The following is a 16,827-nucleotide window of genomic DNA, read 5'->3' on the forward strand; positions in this document are numbered from 1 at the left end:
GTATGCGTTGCATCGCTTTGAAAATTCTTCTGAAAACGTCTCGCAAAGGCAGAAACTGGCAGATGTCATTGTTTCGAGATCCCCGTAATGTCGCGTCATCATAAATATCAGGTGACGGACAACCATGACCGAATCAACAACCTCCTCCCCGCATGATGCGGTGTTTAAAACCTTTATGTTCACACCCGAAACCGCACGGGATTTTCTGGAAATACATCTACCAGAGCCGCTGCGCAAGCTTTGCAACCTGCAAACCTTACGCCTGGAACCCACCAGTTTTATTGAAAAAAGTTTACGCGCTTACTACTCGGATGTTTTGTGGTCCGTGGAAACCAGCGACGGTAACGGCTATATCTACTGCGTGATTGAACATCAAAGCTCTGCAGAAAAGAATATGGCTTTTCGGCTAATGCGCTATGCCACCGCCGCCATGCAGCGTCACCTTGACAAAGGCTATGACAGAGTCCCGCTGGTGGTGCCGTTGCTGTTTTATCACGGCGAAACCTCGCCCTACCCATACTCACTTAACTGGCTGGATGAGTTTGACGATCCGCAACTTGCCCGGCAGTTGTACACCGAAGCTTTTCCGTTGGTGGATATCACCATCGTGCCTGACGATGAGATCATGCAACATCGGCGTATAGCTCTGCTTGAACTGATTCAAAAGCATATTCGCGACCGCGATTTAATCGGTATGGTCGACAGGATCACCACGCTTTTGGTTAGAGGCTTCACTAATGACAGCCAGCTACAAACGCTGTTTAATTATCTGCTGCAATGCGGCGATACCTCCCGCTTCACCCGTTTTATTGAGGAGATTGCCGAACGTTCACCACTACAAAAGGAGAGATTAATGACTATTGCTGAACGGCTACGGCAGGAAGGACACCAAATTGGCTGGCAGGAAGGTAAAATTGAAGGTTGGCAGGAGGGGAAATTGGAGGGTTTGCAGAAAGGCAAAGTAGAAGGTATGCATGAACAAGCCATTAAAATTGCCTTGCGCATGCTGGAACAGGGCTTTGAACGTGAGATTGTGCTGGCGACAACCCAACTCACTGATGCTGATATTCCGAACTGTTATTAAAAGGAGAGATTAATGACTATTGCTGAACGGCTACGGCAGGAAGGACACCAAATTGGCTGGCAGGAGGGTAAATTAGAAGGTATGCATGAACAAGCCATTAAAATTGCTTTGCGCATGCTGGAACAGGGCATTGATCGTGACCTGGTGCTCGCTGCCACCCAGCTAAGCGAAGCCGATCTGGCAGCCAATAACCACTAATTAACACAGGCCCACAGCCGATCCCCGTGGGCCTTTGATATCAATAACTACCTTTTATGCGTGGCTCATTTTTGCCTGATTTAAACATCGCCAGTCGTTGATCCAGGGCATCGCTGTAGAGCATCGTGTCAACGCCAACAGCGACAAAGTTCGCTCCCCACGCCAGGCATTGCTGCGCCATATCAGGAGCCACAGCCAGAAAACCAGCCGCTTTACCCGCAGCACGGATCCGCCGAATACTGGTTTCAATAATTCGCTGCACTTCCGGGTGCCCGGCGTTATCCGGGTAGCCCAACGAGGCAGAAAGATCCGCAGGTCCAATAAACACGCCGTCAATCCCTTCGACGTCGAGGATTTCGTCCAGGTTATCCAGTGCTGTTTTACTTTCCACCTGCACCAACAGACAAAGCGAATCGTTGACTTGCGCCATGTAATTCTCAATGCGTCCCCAGCGCGCAGCCCGTGCCACACTGGCCCCGACACCACGCTCACCGTAGGGAGGATAGCGCGTGGCAGACACCACCTGACGTGCCTGATCGGCAGTATCGACCATCGGGATCAGTAGAGTTTGCGCGCCAATATCCAGGACTTGTTTAATCAGCGACTTACTGGCTTCCACCGGACGGATCACGGGTTGGCTGGCATAGGGCGCTACCGCCTGTAGCTGGTGATAAAGATCCTGAATGGTGTTTGGCGCGTGCTCCCCGTCAATCAGCAACCAGTCATAACCGGAGGTGGCGGCAATTTCTGCCATATAAGAAGTAGTCGAGCTTAACCACAGACCAATTTGCACTTCGCCCTTGCGTAAACGTTCTTTAAAGGGATTGGTTAATAATGCGTTCATGGTGTTCCTTAACCTATTAATGATGTGCCACGTCGGTCTGCGCAACAGTGCGATTTACACGCAGAGTGAAAATAATCAGCGAACCGATGACCGCCACCGCTGCCAGCGTCAGTAATCCAGCCGCATCGCTGGCAAACAACGTTTCTGCTTTCACGCGCAGGATCGGGGCAATAAACCCGCCCACTGCACCAAACAGGTTTACAAAACCAATCCCCGCCGCCAGCGCCGTACCGGAAAGCAGTTGTGTCGGCATCGTCCAGAACACCGGCTGCACGGCAATAAACCCGATGGCTGCAACACACAGCGCTACGATCGCCAGTACTGGAGAAAGCAGCCCGGAGAGACCAATACCAATGCCTGCCGCCAGTAATGTCAGCGCCGCGACATTACGCCGTTCGCCGGTTTTATCGGAATAGCGCGGAATAAGCCAGGTCCCAAACAAGGCCGCGACCCACGGAATGGCGGTGACCACCGACGCCGTAAAGCCCACTTTTGTCCCCAACAATGCAGCAACCTGCGTCGGCAGGAAGAAAATTAATCCGTAAACCGCCACCTGAATGGTCAGGTAGATAATCGCCAGTTGCCAGACTCGCCCATTACGCAGCGCATCGCTCAGTCGAGAAGTCACTTTCTGTTGTTCTTCACTTGCCAGTTGGTTGATAAGCAACGTTTTTTCTTCTTTACTCAGAAAACGAGCCTGCTCCGGCGTGTCATCAAGCCAAAAGAATGTGAATACACCAGCGCCGACTGCCAGCAATCCTTCAATCACAAACATCCAGAACCAGCCGGGATGCCCCATAAATCCATGCATCTCCAGCAGCGCGCCGGAAAGCGGTGATCCCAGTGTTAACGCCAACGGTGCGCCCATATAGAACAGCCCCATAATGCTGGCGCGATTACGCTGCGGAAACCATTGCGAGGTGAGATAAATCATACCAGGGAAGAACCCGGCCTCCGCAGCACCAAGCAGAGTGCGAACGATCAGAAATTTCGCTTCAGTATCGGCCCATGCCATGGCTGCCGAAAGAAATCCCCACAGCAGTGTTGTCGTACCAATCCAGGTTCTTGCCCCCAGTTTGCGCATCAAAAGATTCGCCGGAACACCCAGAAACGCATATACCACAAAGAAAATGCCTGCTCCCAGCGCATAAGCTTCATTACTCAGCCCGGTATCAATCTGGTAGGTCTGTTTGGCAAAACCGATATTCGAACGGTCGAGAAACGCCAGCACATACAGCGCCAACATAAACGGAATTAAACGCGCACGGTTTTTCTTCACCACGGCGTCAAGCAAAGCGGTGCTCATAAAAAGCTCCTTAGAATATGTGGGCGTTACCGTTGTCAAAGCAACGCCCGGAATGATTAGTGGCTGTAGGGGCGTTTCAAATTGCAGTCACGATTGAGCTCGACGCCGAAACCGGGTTTATCAAGCACTGATTTATGAATACGACCATTCACCGGCACTGGCTCATTAAGCAGAATCGGATCAAATTGCGGACGCATCGTTGAACAATCCGGGCTGGTCATCAGGAATTCGCTGAATGGCGTATTGGTGAAGGTGATCACCGCATGGTGAGAGTAAACAGACGAACCGTGCGGCACCACCAGTTGCCCTCTGGATTTGGCGATTGCGGCAATTTCCACCAGCGTGGTTAAGCCACCGCACCAGCCAACATCCGGCTGCATAATGTCGATACCGGTTTCTGAAAGCGTACGGAAAGATTGCAGTGTGCCGTGATGCTCACCGCTGGTGACCATCATTCCGACTGGCGCGTTGCGTTTCAGTTCGCGATAACCTTCATACTGCTGTGGCGGCAGGCACTCTTCGATCCATTTCAGGTTATTGGGCGCGCAAGCGTGGGCCAGTTTGGTGGCATAGTTCACGTCCTGACTCATCCAGCAGTCGAGCATTAACCAGAAATCCTCACCGCATTTTTCACGCATATCCGCGACCATAGCGGCATCTTTGCGGATCCCCGCATCGCCATCATGTGGCCCCCAGTGCGTCGGCATTTTGCCACCGATAAAGCCCATCTCTTTTGCCAGATCCGGACGCGCACCTGTGGCGTAGAACTGAATCTCATCACGAACTGCGCCGCCTAAAAGTTTATAAACCGGAAGCCCGACCACTTTGCCGAACAGATCCCACAGAGCCAGATCGACACAGGAAATCGTATTCATCACCAGGCCACCAGAGCCGGAGTAATACAGGGTGGCATTGAGCATTTGATCGTGGATCAGTTTGATATCACTGACACATTTACCCTCAATGAAACGGTTAAGGTGTTTTTCGACAATAAAACAGCCCATTTCACCGGCTGTCGAAACGGCGAATCCGGTCTGGCCGTTTTCTGCTTCGACTTCAACAATCAACGTGCCAAGAACGTTAATGCCAAATGACTGGCGTGACTGCTCGTAATCGCGGTATTTACTCATCGGGGTGGCAATATGATCGTCAATCCAGTGATTCGCCCCCTGGTCGTGATAATCACCGCCGCCAGCGCCTTTTTCTGCTGTCGCACCGCCAGTAAACCAGGCGCGAACCTGTTTGATTTTTGGTAGGGTCATGCTGTTCTCCATTGTTATGAGGCCTGTAAGTCAAAGGGACTTTTCCATCCCAACAGACGTGAAATATCCCTGGCGCAGGCAATGGCCTTGCCCGCCAGATAATCACGGTATTCTTCATTGATTTGTAAGCGGGTACCGACCACCGAGATCGCAGCGGTAAGCTCGTTATTGGCGTTAAACACCGGCGCAGCGACACAACGGACATCGGCGTAATCTTCGCCGTTGTCATAGCTCCAGCCCTGACGGCGAATACGCGCCAGTTCTTCGTGAAGTTGCTGTGGATGAGTAATCGTTGTGGGTGTCACCTGCTCCCAGACCAGCCCTTCGATAATACTTTGCTGTACAGATGCAGGTTGCCAGGCTAGCAGGCATTTACCTATTCCGGAGCGATAAAGCGAAAGGCTTTTTCCTTCATGGGAACGCACGCTGATAGTGGCTGATGACTCCACTTTCAAAATGTAATAAGCGCTGCCGTTATCAATAATCCCCAGGTGACATAACAGCCCGGTGGTATCCATCAGTTGCGTCAAACGCGGTCGAGCCAGTTCCCGGAGATCCATCTTGCTTAACGCATGACCGGAAAGCTCCACCAGCTTGGTCCACAAACAAAAATTTTCCTGGTGATCAAGGCTAAGAAAACGCTGACGCCTGAGTTCATTAAGCAGCAAATAGGCCGTGCTTTTAGGGATCCCCAATGTGTCAATGATCGTCGCAGCACTACAGGGGCCAATGCGGGCAATCAAATTGAGAATATCAATAGCCCGTGTCAGGGCGGGAACTTTGCTTGATTCCAACATACTGGACTCCAGTCTTAGATACTGGAATCAGTCTCGTTGCTCAGGGGGAGTAAAATTGTGAAGCGCATCAAATCCCGCACCTCGTCCAGCGGGCTGGAGAAATTACGCACAAATTTGTGAATCAGCGCACGGATTTTTTCTTATTGAGTACAACAGGTTGGACAAATTTTGCCGGAGGGGGAACGTGCCGGTGCAGTAAACCGGCACGGAGTGGCGGAATCAGACAGATAAAGTCATGGACTCAACAACCTCAATCCAGCCATGCTCACTGGCGATGTCCTGACCGTTTAACCAACGGCGCAGCATATTCAGTGCCATCATTGCGCACACTTCCTGACGGATAGCCAGGCTGTAGCGCGTAGTGCTGAAACGCACACGCAGAGCGAAAGTGCCGTCTGGCGAGGCTAGCGCAAAGTTGAGATGTTCGTTCTCGAAACCAGAAACAGCCAGTGCCAGCCCGGCAAAATGGTTGGCACGCCGTTCTGTAATCCAGTGCGCAGTTTGCGCCAGGGTTTCTTCCTGTGAAGGAACTACTTCACACGCCAGCAATGGAGCACCTGCGCGAGAAAGTTGCAAAGCCAATAAACCACCGGTGAATTGCTCGCTCAACGTCAGGCTGAACTGGCGGCTCTGCAATTCGCGACTGATCTGCGCGGGCAGTCCTTCGGTGCCTTCGAAAATCACGCTCTGTCCGGCAACACGTTTAACGTCCAGCCACAGTTTTTCCATCGCCTGTTGCTCGCTTGCCGGTCCGGTCAGCTTAAGTTCAATTATCGGCATAGAAGAGCGATAGCCCATTGTAACGCCCGGCGGCAGTTGCAGGGAGTCCAGGCTTTGCGCCAGATCGCTTTCCGAACGACCAAAGGTAGTCAAACGCAGACAAACCGGCGGCTGCGGTAAAGAAAAACGCTCGCGCAGGCGCGGCAGGATTTCGTGCTCGACCATCACCTTAAATTCTGACGGTACGCCGGGGGTAAAGAACATCAGGCAACGATTAAGCCGCACGGCAAAACCACAGGCGGTGCCTACTGGGTTATTGATAAATTCTGCACTGGCAGGTAGCTCCGCTTGTTTACGGTTGCTCGGTGCCATCACCCGTCCACGTTCGCGAAAATAACGTTCCATCTCTTTGAGCCAGGCCTCATGCAGCACCAGGCCTTCTCCTTTTGCAGTCGCAGCGGCGAGTGCGCTTAAATCATCACTGGTCGGCCCCAGCCCGCCGTTCACAATCAGCACATCGGCGTGCTGACTACGTTCACGAAGAATGGTCACTAAGTCATCGAGGTTATCCCCCACCGTATTACGGCGAGATAATGGCAACCCCTGATGAAAGAAAAAATCGGCCAGCCAGGCAGCGTTAGTGTCAACGATTTGCCCGTGTAACACTTCATCCCCGGTGGATAACATTTCCACTGTTAACATGGTTATCTCCTGCTTTTGTTATCGAATCACTATAACGCAAAGGGAGATAAGGCGTAGTAAGAAACTGAATGGCGCGACAGAATGCCGCGCCGGAAGGCATCAGAAACTGGCGTTAACCCCAACATATGGACCGTCAGCCACGGCGTTGTCGCGGTTACCATCTTTACCCGACAGATTCAGATAGCGATAACCTGCCTCAATACTGACTGGACGCATAATGGTGTAACGCGCACCAGCATTCGCTTCCTCATAACTTTGAATACCGCTGGAGAGCGAATCTGGAGAGTAGTAATACTCGCCAAACAAACGGAAGCTGTTGCCAATATTCCACTGCAAACCACCTCCTACCGCCGCAGCATAACCTTCATCGCCGTAATTCGGGTTGGTGTAAACGCCTTTTCCGCCAACGGTCGCCATTAACGGCCCGAGAGGCAGATTCAACCCCAGCCCTACGCCCGCGACGTCACCGTCGTCGTCGTTATGTGTCCAGTTACCGCTTAACGCCAGGCCCGTCGATTCCGTACCAAAACCGACACCAATATTGGTGTATTCTTTACCCGCCTGACCGCTGATACTCATTGCATTGACCGATGCAGAAACCAACAGCATTCCGGCCAGACCTGCTAGCGCAATTTTTTTCATTTTCCCCTCTCCCACAAGCAATAAATCAAAATTCCCAAAGCTGCGGGATTGTACTGTCTGGCACAGAGGATTCAATGAGCGAAAAAAGGGATCTAGTCACTTATTGTAACTAAATACTTCTCAAATAATTAAACGCTGAAAAAATAAACACACTGTATCGATACACACAAAAATAATAATAAGCACAGTTATCATCGCAAAAGAGATTACTGTCACTTTCACATATTTCTGAGTTGCCGTATTCTCATGGTTTCTTTTTATTTATAAGGAATACTCCTGTGCGACAACGGACTATTGTATGCCCTTTGATTGAAAATGATGGTGCTTATTTGCTGTGTAAAATGGCCGACGATCGCGGCGTTTTCCCCGGTCAATGGGCGCTTTCGGGTGGCGGCGTGGAGTCTGGCGAACGAATTGAAGAGGCACTACGCCGCGAAATTCGTGAAGAACTGGGAGAACAGCTGATTTTGACAGAAATCACGCCGTGGACCTTCAGCGATGATATTCGCACCAAGACGTATGCAGATGGCCGCAAGGAAGAGATTTATATGATTTACCTGATTTTTGACTGCGTTTCTACCAACCGAGAAGTGAAAATAAATGAAGAGTTTCAGGACTACGCGTGGGTAAAACCTGAAGATCTAGCGCACTATGATTTGAATGTCGCCACCCGAAAAACGTTACGTTTGAAAGGTCTTCTGTAACAGTGATGGCAGCCATTACTGGCTGTCAGATTGAAAATTTAGTGGTTAACGAATTCCCCATCCAGATAAACTTTGCCTTTTTCCACATGCATGACTAAACCATCCAGATAATCAGGTTTAAATGTCGCATCACGCTTATCTTTAGCAATATATGTCAGGCAATGATTATGGGTAAAAATAACGATATTTTTATCAGGTGCTTTGCTTTGTAAGTCCTTAATTGCACTATAAATCTCATTACCGCATTGAAGAAGTCGTTTATCTACCGTCAGCTTTTTCCCCGCTGAAAACCAGGTCGCCGACTGAATGGTCCGGACGGTATTACTGGAATAAAGATCGAAATCAGGGATGTCAGCGCTAAAAGCGTTGCCCAGTTCACGGGCATCCTGGGTACCTTTGACCGTAATACCTGTTTTATCTGACAAGCATTGATTGGTTGAACGATCGCAACGTTCAGCATGGCGAAACAAAACGACAACCGTGTGCTGCTGTGCCAGTCTGGCCAGTGTTTTATTGTCGATACGTGGCAAACCATTACTACTCCAGGCGGCATGAGTACCCAGTCCGGCAATTGCAGCGAGCACCAGTAAAATGATGAAATATTTTTTTGACTTCAACGAAGAGCGGCAAAAAGCTAACACGTAAACTCCACCTATAGACAAGTGCAACCAGACAATTACCGTGAAATTGAGCGACATTTCTGGCGATAATTAGCAGTTGGTGTAATATTAAAAATCCTACGATGCCGGCAAAATGCCTCAAAATTTTGCCAAATGCAAAGCCTAAATAAGAAAAAATATAAAAATTTCAATATTTACGTCTAATATTAATTTCTTAAGGTTAAGTTAATATTCTATCCTTAGAATTTCGCTCCAAATGGCAAAATATACACAACACTCTTTATGGCAAATATAAGTGGAAAAGTATTCAACGACGGATGGAAAAACAATGTCAGAATTTTTGCCTTTTTCGCGACCAGCAATGGGCGAGGAGGAAGTCGCTGCAGTTAAAGAGGTTCTCGAATCTGGTTGGATCACAACCGGTCCGAAGAATCAGGCGATTGAACAAGCCTTTTGCCAGTTGACGGGAAATCAGCATGCCATCGCGGTCAGTTCAGCCACCGCCGGAATGCATATCACGCTAATGGCGTTGGAAATTGGCAAGGGCGATGAAGTGATTACGCCTTCCCTGACCTGGGTTTCAACCCTCAATATGCTCTCCTTGTTGGGTGCAACGCCGGTAATGGTGGATGTCGACCGCGATACGCTGATGGTCACGCCTGAAACGATCGAAGCAGCCATTACGCCACGCACTAAAGCCATCATTCCGGTGCATTATGCCGGTGCGCCAGCAGATATTGACGCCATTCGCGCCATTGGCGAACGTTACGGCATCGCAGTTATCGAAGATGCTGCCCATGCCGTCGGTACGTATTACAAAGGCCGACATATTGGCGCAAAAGGTACCGCTATTTTTTCGTTTCACGCCATCAAAAATATTACCTGTGCGGAAGGTGGCCTGATTGTTACTGATAATGAAAACCTTGCCCGCCAGCTACGGATGCTGAAATTTCACGGTCTGGGTGTCGATGCCTATGACAGACAAACCTGGGGCCGTGCACCGCAAGCTGAAGTCTTAACGCCGGGCTATAAGTATAATCTGACCGATATTAACGCCGCGATTGCCCTGACCCAGTTAGCCAAATTAGAGCACCTCAACACCCGTCGGCGCGAAATTGCTCTGCAATATCAGCAAGCACTGGCAGCTCTCCCCTTTCAGCCATTAAGCCTTCCCGCCTGGCCGCACGTTCACGCCTGGCATCTGTTTATTATTCGTGTCGATGAACAACGTTGTGGTATCAGTCGCGATGCGTTGATGGAAGCGTTAAAAGAAAGAGGCATTGGTACCGGGTTACATTTCCGCGCCGCTCACACGCAAAAATATTATCGCGAGCGTTTTCCCGAGCTGTCGTTACCGAATACCGAATGGAATAGCGAACGCATCTGTTCGTTGCCGCTGTTCCCGGATATGACCACCGCCGATGCCGACCGCGTCATCACAGCCCTTCAGCAACTCGCAGGACAATAAGCCATGTTTGAAATCCACCCTGTTAAGAAAGTCTCGGTGGTTATTCCCGTTTATAACGAGCAGGAAAGCTTACCGGAATTAATCAGGCGCACCACCACAGCCTGTGAATCACTGGGGAAAGAGTATGAGATCCTGCTGATTGATGACGGCAGTAGCGATAATTCCGCGCATATGCTGGTCGAAGCTTCGCTAGTGGAGGGCAGCCATATTGTGTCTATTTTGCTTAACCGCAATTACGGACAACATTCAGCGATTATGGCGGGTTTCAGTCACGTTACCGGCGACTTAATTATTACCCTCGATGCCGATCTCCAGAATCCTCCAGAGGAGATCCCCCGCCTGGTGGCAAAAGCCGATGAAGGTTACGACGTAGTAGGAACTGTACGCCAGAACCGCCAGGACAGCTGGTTTCGTAAAACCGCTTCGAAGATGATCAACCGACTTATTCAGCGCACCACCGGCAAAGCAATGGGTGACTACGGTTGTATGCTGCGCGCCTATCGCCGTCATATTGTCGATGCGATGTTGCACTGCCATGAACGCAGCACCTTTATCCCGATTCTGGCGAATATCTTCGCCCGCCGCGCCATTGAAATTCCAGTGCATCATGCCGAGCGTGAGTTTGGTGAATCCAAATACAGCTTTATGCGCCTGATTAATTTGATGTACGACCTGGTGACCTGCCTTACTACTACGCCGCTACGTATGCTGAGTCTGCTCGGCAGCATTATTGCGATTGGAGGTTTCAGCATCGCGGTACTGCTGGTGATTTTACGCCTGACCTTCGGCCCCCAATGGGCGGCAGAAGGCGTCTTTATGCTATTTGCCGTGCTGTTTACTTTTATTGGCGCTCAATTTATCGGCATGGGACTACTCGGTGAATATATCGGCAGGATCTACACCGATGTCCGCGCCCGCCCCCGCTATTTTGTTCAGCAAGTTATCCGTCCATCCAGCAAGGAAAATGAATAATGAAAACCGTCGTTTTTGCCTACCACGATATGGGATGCCTCGGTATTGAAGCCCTGCTGGCTGCCGGTTACGAAATTAGCGCTATTTTTACTCATAGTGATAATCCCGGTGAAAAAGCCTTTTATGGTTCGGTAGCTCGTCTGGCGGCGGAAAGAGGCATTCCGGTTTATGCGCCGGATAACGTTAATCATCCGCTGTGGGTGGAACGCATTGCCCAAATGTCGCCGGAGGTGATTTTCTCGTTTTATTATCGCCATCTTATTCACGACGAGATTTTGCAGCTCGCCCCTGCAGGCGCATTTAATCTGCATGGTTCGCTGTTACCAAAATATCGTGGTCGCGCGCCGCTGAACTGGGTGCTGGTGAACGGTGAAACGGAAACTGGCGTGACATTGCACCGAATGGTGAAACGTGCCGATGCTGGGGCCATTGTGGCCCAATTGCGCATTGCCATTGCGCCAGACGATATCGCCATTACGCTGCATCACAAGTTATGCCATGCCGCGCGCCAGCTACTGGAGCAGACATTACCCGCCATTAAACACGGTAATATTCTGGAAATCGCCCAGCGCGAAAACGAAGCCACCTGTTTTGGTCGCAGAACGCCAGAAGACAGCTTCCTCGAGTGGCATAAACCGGCAGCAGTATTGCATAACATGGTGCGTGCCGTCGCCGATCCGTGGCCGGGTGCCTTCAGCTATGTTGGTAATCAAAAATTTACCGTCTGGTCGTCACGCGTGCATTCTCATGCGCCCGCAGCACAACCGGGAAGCGTGATTTCTGTTGCGCCGTTGCTGATTGCCTGTGGCGATGGCGCGCTGGAAATCGTCACCGGACAGGCGGGAGACGGCATTACTATGCAAGGCTCGCAGTTAGCGCTGTCGCTGGGTCTGGTGCAAGGTTCGCGCTTGAATAGCCAGCCTGCCTGCACCGCCCGACGCCGTACTCGGGTACTCATCCTCGGGGTGAATGGCTTTATTGGCAACCATCTGACAGAACGCCTGCTGCGCGAAGATCATTATGAAGTTTACGGTCTGGATATCGGCAGCGATGCGATAAGCCGTTTTCTGAATCATCCGCATTTTCACTTTGTCGAAGGCGATATCAGTATCCATTCCGAATGGATTGAATATCACGTCAAAAAATGTGATGTCGTCTTGCCGCTGGTGGCAATAGCCACGCCGATTGAATATACCCGCAACCCGCTGCGCGTCTTTGAACTCGATTTTGAAGAGAATCTACGCATTATCCGTTACTGCGTGAAGTACCGTAAGCGAATCATCTTCCCGTCGACTTCAGAAGTTTATGGGATGTGTAGCGATAAATACTTCGATGAAGACCATTCTAATTTAATCGTCGGCCCGGTGAATAAACCACGCTGGATTTATTCGGTGTCTAAACAATTACTTGATCGAGTGATCTGGGCCTATGGCGAAAAAGAGGGTTTACAGTTTACCCTCTTCCGCCCGTTTAACTGGATGGGGCCACGACTGGATAACCTTAATGCAGCGCGAATTGGCAGCTCCCGCGCTATTACGCAACTCATTCTCAACCTGGTGGAAGGTTCACCGATTAAGCTGATTGATGGCGGAAAACAAAAACGCTGCTTTACTGATATCCGGGATGGCATTGAAGCGTTGTATCGCATTATCGAAAATGCAGGCAATCGCTGCGACGGCGAAATTATCAATATTGGCAATCCTGATAACGAAGCGAGCATTGAGGAACTGGGCGAAATGCTGCTGGCGAGCTTCGAAAAACATCCGCTGCGCCATCACTTCCCACCATTTGCAGGCTTTCGTGTGGTCGAAAGTAGCAGTTACTACGGTAAAGGATATCAGGACGTAGAGCATCGTAAACCGAGCATCCGCAATGCCCGCCGTTGCCTGGACTGGGAACCGAAAATTGATATGCAGGAAACCATCGACGAAACGCTGGATTTTTTCCTGCGCACCGTCGATCTTACGGATAAACCATCATGACCAAAGTAGGCTTACGCATTGATGTCGATACCTTTCGTGGCACCCGTGAAGGCGTACCACGTCTGCTGGAAATCTTGAGTAAGCATAATATTCAGGCCAGCATTTTTTTCAGCGTCGGCCCGGACAATATGGGCCGCCATCTCTGGCGACTGGTGAAGCCACAGTTTTTGTGGAAGATGCTGCGCTCAAACGCGGCATCGCTTTATGGCTGGGATATTTTACTGGCAGGTACGGCCTGGCCAGGTAAAGAGATTGGTCATGCCAATGCCGATATCATTCGAGAAGCGGCTAAACACCACGAAGTCGGCCTGCACGCCTGGGATCATCACGCCTGGCAAGCCCATAGCGGTAACTGGGATCGGCAAACGATGACCGACGATATTGCACGCGGCCTTAGCACCCTGGGAGAGATTATCGGCCAACCGGTAACCTGCTCAGCTGCCGCTGGATGGCGTGCCGACCAGCAAGTGATCGAAGTAAAAGAAGCGTTCCATTTGCGCTACAACAGCGATTGTCGTGGGGCTATGCCGTTTCGTCCATTGCTCGAAACAGGAAAACCCGGCACGGCGCAAATTCCGGTGACCTTACCCACCTGGGATGAAGTGATTGGTCGGGATGTGAAAGCTGAAGATTTTAACGGTTGGTTACTCAACCGCATCCTACGAGATAAAGGCACGCCGGTTTATACCATTCATGCAGAAGTTGAAGGCTGCGCTTATCAGCATAATTTTGTGGATCTCCTGAAACGCGCAGCCCAGGAAGGCGTGACATTTTGCCCTTTAAGCGAACTGTTATCAGGGACGTTGCCGCTCGGACAAGTTGTTCGCGGAAATATTGCCGGACGTGAAGGCTGGCTGGGTTGCCAACAAATTGCGGGTAGTCGCTGATGAAATCGGTACGTTACCTTATCGGCCTCTTCGCGTTTATTGCCTGCTATTACCTGTTACCGATCAGCACGCGTCTGCTCTGGCAACCTGATGAAACGCGTTATGCGGAAATCAGTCGGGAAATGCTGGCATCCGGCGACTGGATTGTGCCCCATATGTTAGGGCTACGTTATTTCGAAAAACCCATTGCCGGATACTGGATTAACAGTATTGGGCAATGGCTATTTGGCGCAAATAACTTTGGTGTGCGGGCAGGCGTTATCTTTGCGACCCTGTTAACTGCCGCGCTGGTGACCTGGTTTACTCTGCGCTTATGGCGCGATAAACGTCTGGCTCTACTCGCCGCAGTGATTTATCTCTCACTGTTTATTGTCTATGCCATTGGCACTTATGCCGTGCTCGATCCGTTTATTGCATTCTGGCTGGTGGCGGGAATGTGCAGCTTCTGGCTGGCAATGCAGGCACAGACGTGGAAAGGCAAAAGCGCGGGATTTTTACTGCTGGGAATCACCTGCGGCATGGGGGTGATGACCAAAGGTTTTCTCGCCCTTGCCGTGCCGGTATTAAGCGTGCTGCCATGGGTTGCAACGCAAAAACGCTGGAAAGATCTCTTTATTTACGGCTGGCTGGCGGTTATCAGTTGCGTACTGACGGTTCTCCCCTGGGGACTGGCGATAGCGCAGCGGGAGCCTGACTTCTGGCACTATTTTTTCTGGGTTGAGCATATTCAACGCTTTGCAATGGATGATGCTCAGCATAGAGCTTCGTTCTGGTACTACTTGCCGGTCATCATTGCCGGTAGCCTGCCGTGGCTGGGATTACTCCCCGGAGCACTGTACACAGGCTGGAAAAACCGCAAGCATTCCGCAACCGTCTATTTATTGAGCTGGGCGGTAATGCCGCTGCTGTTTTTCTCCGTCGCCAAAGGCAAATTGCCCACCTATATTCTTTCCTGCTTTGCACCTCTGGCAATGCTGATGGCGCATTACGCTTTGCTGGCAGCAAAAAATAATCCTCTGGCGTTGCGGATTAATGGCTGGATTAACATCGCTTTTGGCGTCACTGGCATTATTGCTACGTTTGTGGTCTCCCCCTGGGGACCTATGAGCACGCCGGTGTGGCAAACCTTCGAGAGCTATAAAGTCTTCTGTGCATGGTCGATTTTTTCGCTATGGGCATTTTTCGGCTGGTATACCTTAACAAACGTCGAAAAAAACTGGCCTTTTGCCGCACTTTGCCCGCTTGGGCTGGCGTTGCTGGTAGGATTTTCAATTCCTGACAGAGTCATGGAAGGAAAACATCCGCAATTTTTTGTCGAGACGACACAAGAATCACTGCAGCCAAGCCGCTATATTCTTACCGATAGCGTCGGCGTTGCTGCTGGTCTGGCATGGAGCCTGAGACGTGATGACATCATCATGTATCGCCAGACAGGGGAATTGAAATACGGCCTAAATTATCCGGATGCGAAAGGGAGATTTGTCAGCGGTGATGAGTTCGCAAACTGGCTTAATCAACATCGTCAGGAGGGGGTTATTACACTCGTGCTTTCGGTTGACCGCGATGAAGATATCAACAGTCTCGCCATTCCGCCCGCAGATGCCATCGATCGTCAGGAGCGTCTGGTGCTGATTCAGTATCGGCCCAAATGATCTGGCTAACATTAGTCTTTGCCAGCTTGCTTAGCGTTGCCGGGCAGTTGTGTCAGAAACAAGCAACCTGCTTTGTGGCGATAAACAAACGGCGCAAACATATCGTACTGTGGCTGGGACTGGCGCTGGCTTGTCTTGGCCTTGCCATGGTGCTCTGGCTGCTGGTCTTGCAGAACGTACCGGTAGGCATTGCCTACCCGATGTTAAGTCTGAATTTTGTCTGGGTGACGCTGGCTGCAGTAAAACTGTGGCACGAGCCGGTATCACTGCGTCACTGGTGTGGGGTGGCGTTCATTATTGGCGGCATTGTGATCCTCGGGAGTACGGTGTAATGGGCCTGATGTGGGGATTATTCAGCGTCATTATTGCCTCCGCTGCGCAATTAAGCCTCGGGTATGCGGCGAGTCATCTACCGCCGATGACGCACTTATGGGATTTTATCGCGGCGCTGTTAGCTTTTGGCCTGGATGCCCGGATACTGTTACTCGGGCTGCTGGGTTATCTGCTTTCCGTTTTTTGTTGGTATAAAACGCTACATAAACTTGCGTTAAGCAAAGCCTATGCCTTGCTCAGTATGAGCTATGTGCTGGTATGGATTGCATCAATGATACTTCCCGGCTGGGAAGGAACTTTTTCGCTGAAGGCACTACTGGGAGTTGCTTGTATTATGAGCGGGTTGATGTTGATTTTCCTGCCCACGACAAAACAACGTTACTGAGTGTTCCCTGCCGCTTTACACTGCCGTTCCCACTCATCGGGGCTGTAACTGCTTGCCGAGAGGACCTTCACCGTGTGCAGCTTTTCACGATTAATACAGTAAAGCGCATTCTGCAAAGGGGAGAGTAAATCGCCCACTTTCACGGCGAAGTCACTCTTCACTTCGGCGATCATTTTTATCGCGCCGCCAGCATCGCAGAGCATAAGTACATGTCTGTTATCTTGTTTATCGCAGCACGATTTTTTGACCAGCCATTCCATTGCATTATC

General features: G+C 50.6%; 17 protein-coding genes and 1 pseudogene. 10 read left to right on the forward strand and 8 right to left on the reverse strand.

Annotated features, from left to right (window positions below; all coding sequences use genetic code 11):
* Positions 1 to 124 precede the first annotated feature (124 nt).
* Together QUF14_RS14515 and QUF14_RS14520 are read left to right on the forward strand one after the other, a co-directional pair.
* Positions 125 to 1,084 (forward strand): ISNCY family transposase, encoded by a 960-nt coding sequence (locus tag QUF14_RS14515; protein ID WP_100733815.1) that lies wholly within the window; start codon positions 125 to 127, stop codon positions 1,082 to 1,084.
* Positions 1,085 to 1,282 (forward strand): annotated as a pseudogene (locus QUF14_RS14520) (Rpn/YhgA-type helix-turn-helix domain-containing protein); the annotation flags it as partial.
* Between the two features lie 40 nt (positions 1,283 to 1,322).
* On the opposite strand, the gene yfaU reads toward QUF14_RS14520, so the two are convergent.
* The 6 genes from yfaU to QUF14_RS14550 form a co-directional block, all read right to left on the reverse strand.
* Entirely contained in the window at positions 1,323 to 2,126 is an 804-nt protein-coding gene (yfaU, locus tag QUF14_RS14525) for a 2-keto-3-deoxy-L-rhamnonate aldolase (RefSeq protein ID WP_000992985.1), read from the reverse strand.
* 16 nt (positions 2,127 to 2,142) lie between these two features.
* Positions 2,143 to 3,432, reverse strand: coding sequence for an MFS transporter (locus QUF14_RS14530; RefSeq protein ID WP_001308785.1), 1,290 nt, complete (start codon positions 3,430 to 3,432; stop codon positions 2,143 to 2,145).
* Positions 3,433 to 3,488: 56 nt separating this feature from the next.
* Positions 3,489 to 4,694, reverse strand: coding sequence for an L-rhamnonate dehydratase (gene rhmD, locus QUF14_RS14535; RefSeq protein ID WP_024212269.1), 1,206 nt, complete (start codon positions 4,692 to 4,694; stop codon positions 3,489 to 3,491).
* Positions 4,695 to 4,708: 14 nt separating this feature from the next.
* Complete coding sequence (locus QUF14_RS14540; RefSeq protein WP_000894180.1) at positions 4,709 to 5,491, reverse strand: IclR family transcriptional regulator; 783 nt, start codon at positions 5,489 to 5,491, stop codon at positions 4,709 to 4,711.
* Between the two features lie 219 nt (positions 5,492 to 5,710).
* Entirely contained in the window at positions 5,711 to 6,913 is a 1,203-nt protein-coding gene (locus QUF14_RS14545) for a nicotinamide mononucleotide deamidase-related protein YfaY (protein WP_000958556.1), read from the reverse strand.
* A gap of 99 nt (positions 6,914 to 7,012) precedes the next feature.
* Positions 7,013 to 7,555: a YfaZ family outer membrane protein gene (locus QUF14_RS14550; RefSeq protein ID WP_001353077.1), complete on the reverse strand. Its 543-nt coding sequence runs from the start codon at positions 7,553 to 7,555 to the stop codon at positions 7,013 to 7,015.
* A 278-nt stretch (positions 7,556 to 7,833) separates the two neighbouring features.
* Between QUF14_RS14550 and nudI the strand changes: the two genes are divergently transcribed.
* A complete protein-coding gene (nudI, locus tag QUF14_RS14555) occupies positions 7,834 to 8,259 on the forward strand; it encodes a nucleoside triphosphatase NudI (protein WP_024212041.1) in 426 nt (141 codons plus the stop codon).
* 38 nt (positions 8,260 to 8,297) lie between these two features.
* Here the strand turns inward: nudI and ais are convergent, their stop codons facing one another.
* On the reverse strand, positions 8,298 to 8,900 hold the full coding sequence (gene ais, locus QUF14_RS14560) for a lipopolysaccharide core heptose(II)-phosphate phosphatase Ais (RefSeq protein WP_001360820.1): 603 nt from the start codon (positions 8,898 to 8,900) through the stop codon (positions 8,298 to 8,300).
* A 307-nt stretch (positions 8,901 to 9,207) separates the two neighbouring features.
* Between ais and arnB the strand changes: the two genes are divergently transcribed.
* Genes arnB through arnF form a run of 7 tightly spaced genes read left to right on the forward strand, consistent with a single transcriptional unit; the run spans position 9,208 to position 16,558 of the window.
* Positions 9,208 to 10,347, forward strand: a complete 1,140-nt coding sequence (gene arnB, locus QUF14_RS14565) for a UDP-4-amino-4-deoxy-L-arabinose aminotransferase (protein WP_001288716.1) — start codon at positions 9,208 to 9,210, stop codon at positions 10,345 to 10,347.
* 3 nt (positions 10,348 to 10,350) lie between these two features.
* Positions 10,351 to 11,319 carry an undecaprenyl-phosphate 4-deoxy-4-formamido-L-arabinose transferase gene (arnC, locus tag QUF14_RS14570; protein ID WP_000461649.1) on the forward strand — a complete coding sequence of 323 codons (969 nt, stop codon included), beginning with the start codon at positions 10,351 to 10,353 and terminating at the stop codon, positions 11,317 to 11,319.
* On the forward strand, positions 11,319 to 13,301 hold the full coding sequence (gene arnA, locus QUF14_RS14575) for a bifunctional UDP-4-amino-4-deoxy-L-arabinose formyltransferase/UDP-glucuronic acid oxidase ArnA (protein WP_100733813.1): 1,983 nt from the start codon (positions 11,319 to 11,321) through the stop codon (positions 13,299 to 13,301). Before arnC ends, arnA begins: the two co-directional genes overlap by 1 nt.
* On the forward strand, positions 13,298 to 14,188 hold the full coding sequence (gene arnD, locus QUF14_RS14580; protein ID WP_000169717.1) for a 4-deoxy-4-formamido-L-arabinose-phosphoundecaprenol deformylase: 891 nt from the start codon (positions 13,298 to 13,300) through the stop codon (positions 14,186 to 14,188). The genes arnA and arnD overlap by 4 nt, the downstream gene beginning before the upstream one ends.
* Positions 14,188 to 15,840: a lipid IV(A) 4-amino-4-deoxy-L-arabinosyltransferase gene (gene arnT, locus QUF14_RS14585; RefSeq protein WP_100733812.1), complete on the forward strand. Its 1,653-nt coding sequence runs from the start codon at positions 14,188 to 14,190 to the stop codon at positions 15,838 to 15,840. The genes arnD and arnT overlap by 1 nt, the downstream gene beginning before the upstream one ends.
* Positions 15,837 to 16,172: a 4-amino-4-deoxy-L-arabinose-phosphoundecaprenol flippase subunit ArnE gene (gene arnE / locus QUF14_RS14590; protein ID WP_000638030.1), complete on the forward strand. Its 336-nt coding sequence runs from the start codon at positions 15,837 to 15,839 to the stop codon at positions 16,170 to 16,172. The genes arnT and arnE overlap by 4 nt, the downstream gene beginning before the upstream one ends.
* Positions 16,172 to 16,558 (forward strand): 4-amino-4-deoxy-L-arabinose-phosphoundecaprenol flippase subunit ArnF, encoded by a 387-nt coding sequence (gene arnF / locus QUF14_RS14595; protein ID WP_000523867.1) that lies wholly within the window; start codon positions 16,172 to 16,174, stop codon positions 16,556 to 16,558. Before arnE ends, arnF begins: the two co-directional genes overlap by 1 nt.
* Here arnF and pmrD read toward each other — a convergent pair.
* A complete protein-coding gene (gene pmrD / locus QUF14_RS14600) occupies positions 16,552 to 16,818 on the reverse strand; it encodes a signal transduction protein PmrD (RefSeq protein ID WP_024212043.1) in 267 nt (88 codons plus the stop codon). The two genes, arnF and pmrD, sit on opposite strands and share 7 nt — an antisense overlap.
* Between the last annotated feature and the right edge of the window lie 9 nt (positions 16,819 to 16,827).

It is taken from the genome of Escherichia sp. HH091_1A (assembly GCF_030295175.1).
Taxonomy (GTDB): domain Bacteria; phylum Pseudomonadota; class Gammaproteobacteria; order Enterobacterales; family Enterobacteriaceae; genus Escherichia; species Escherichia coli_F.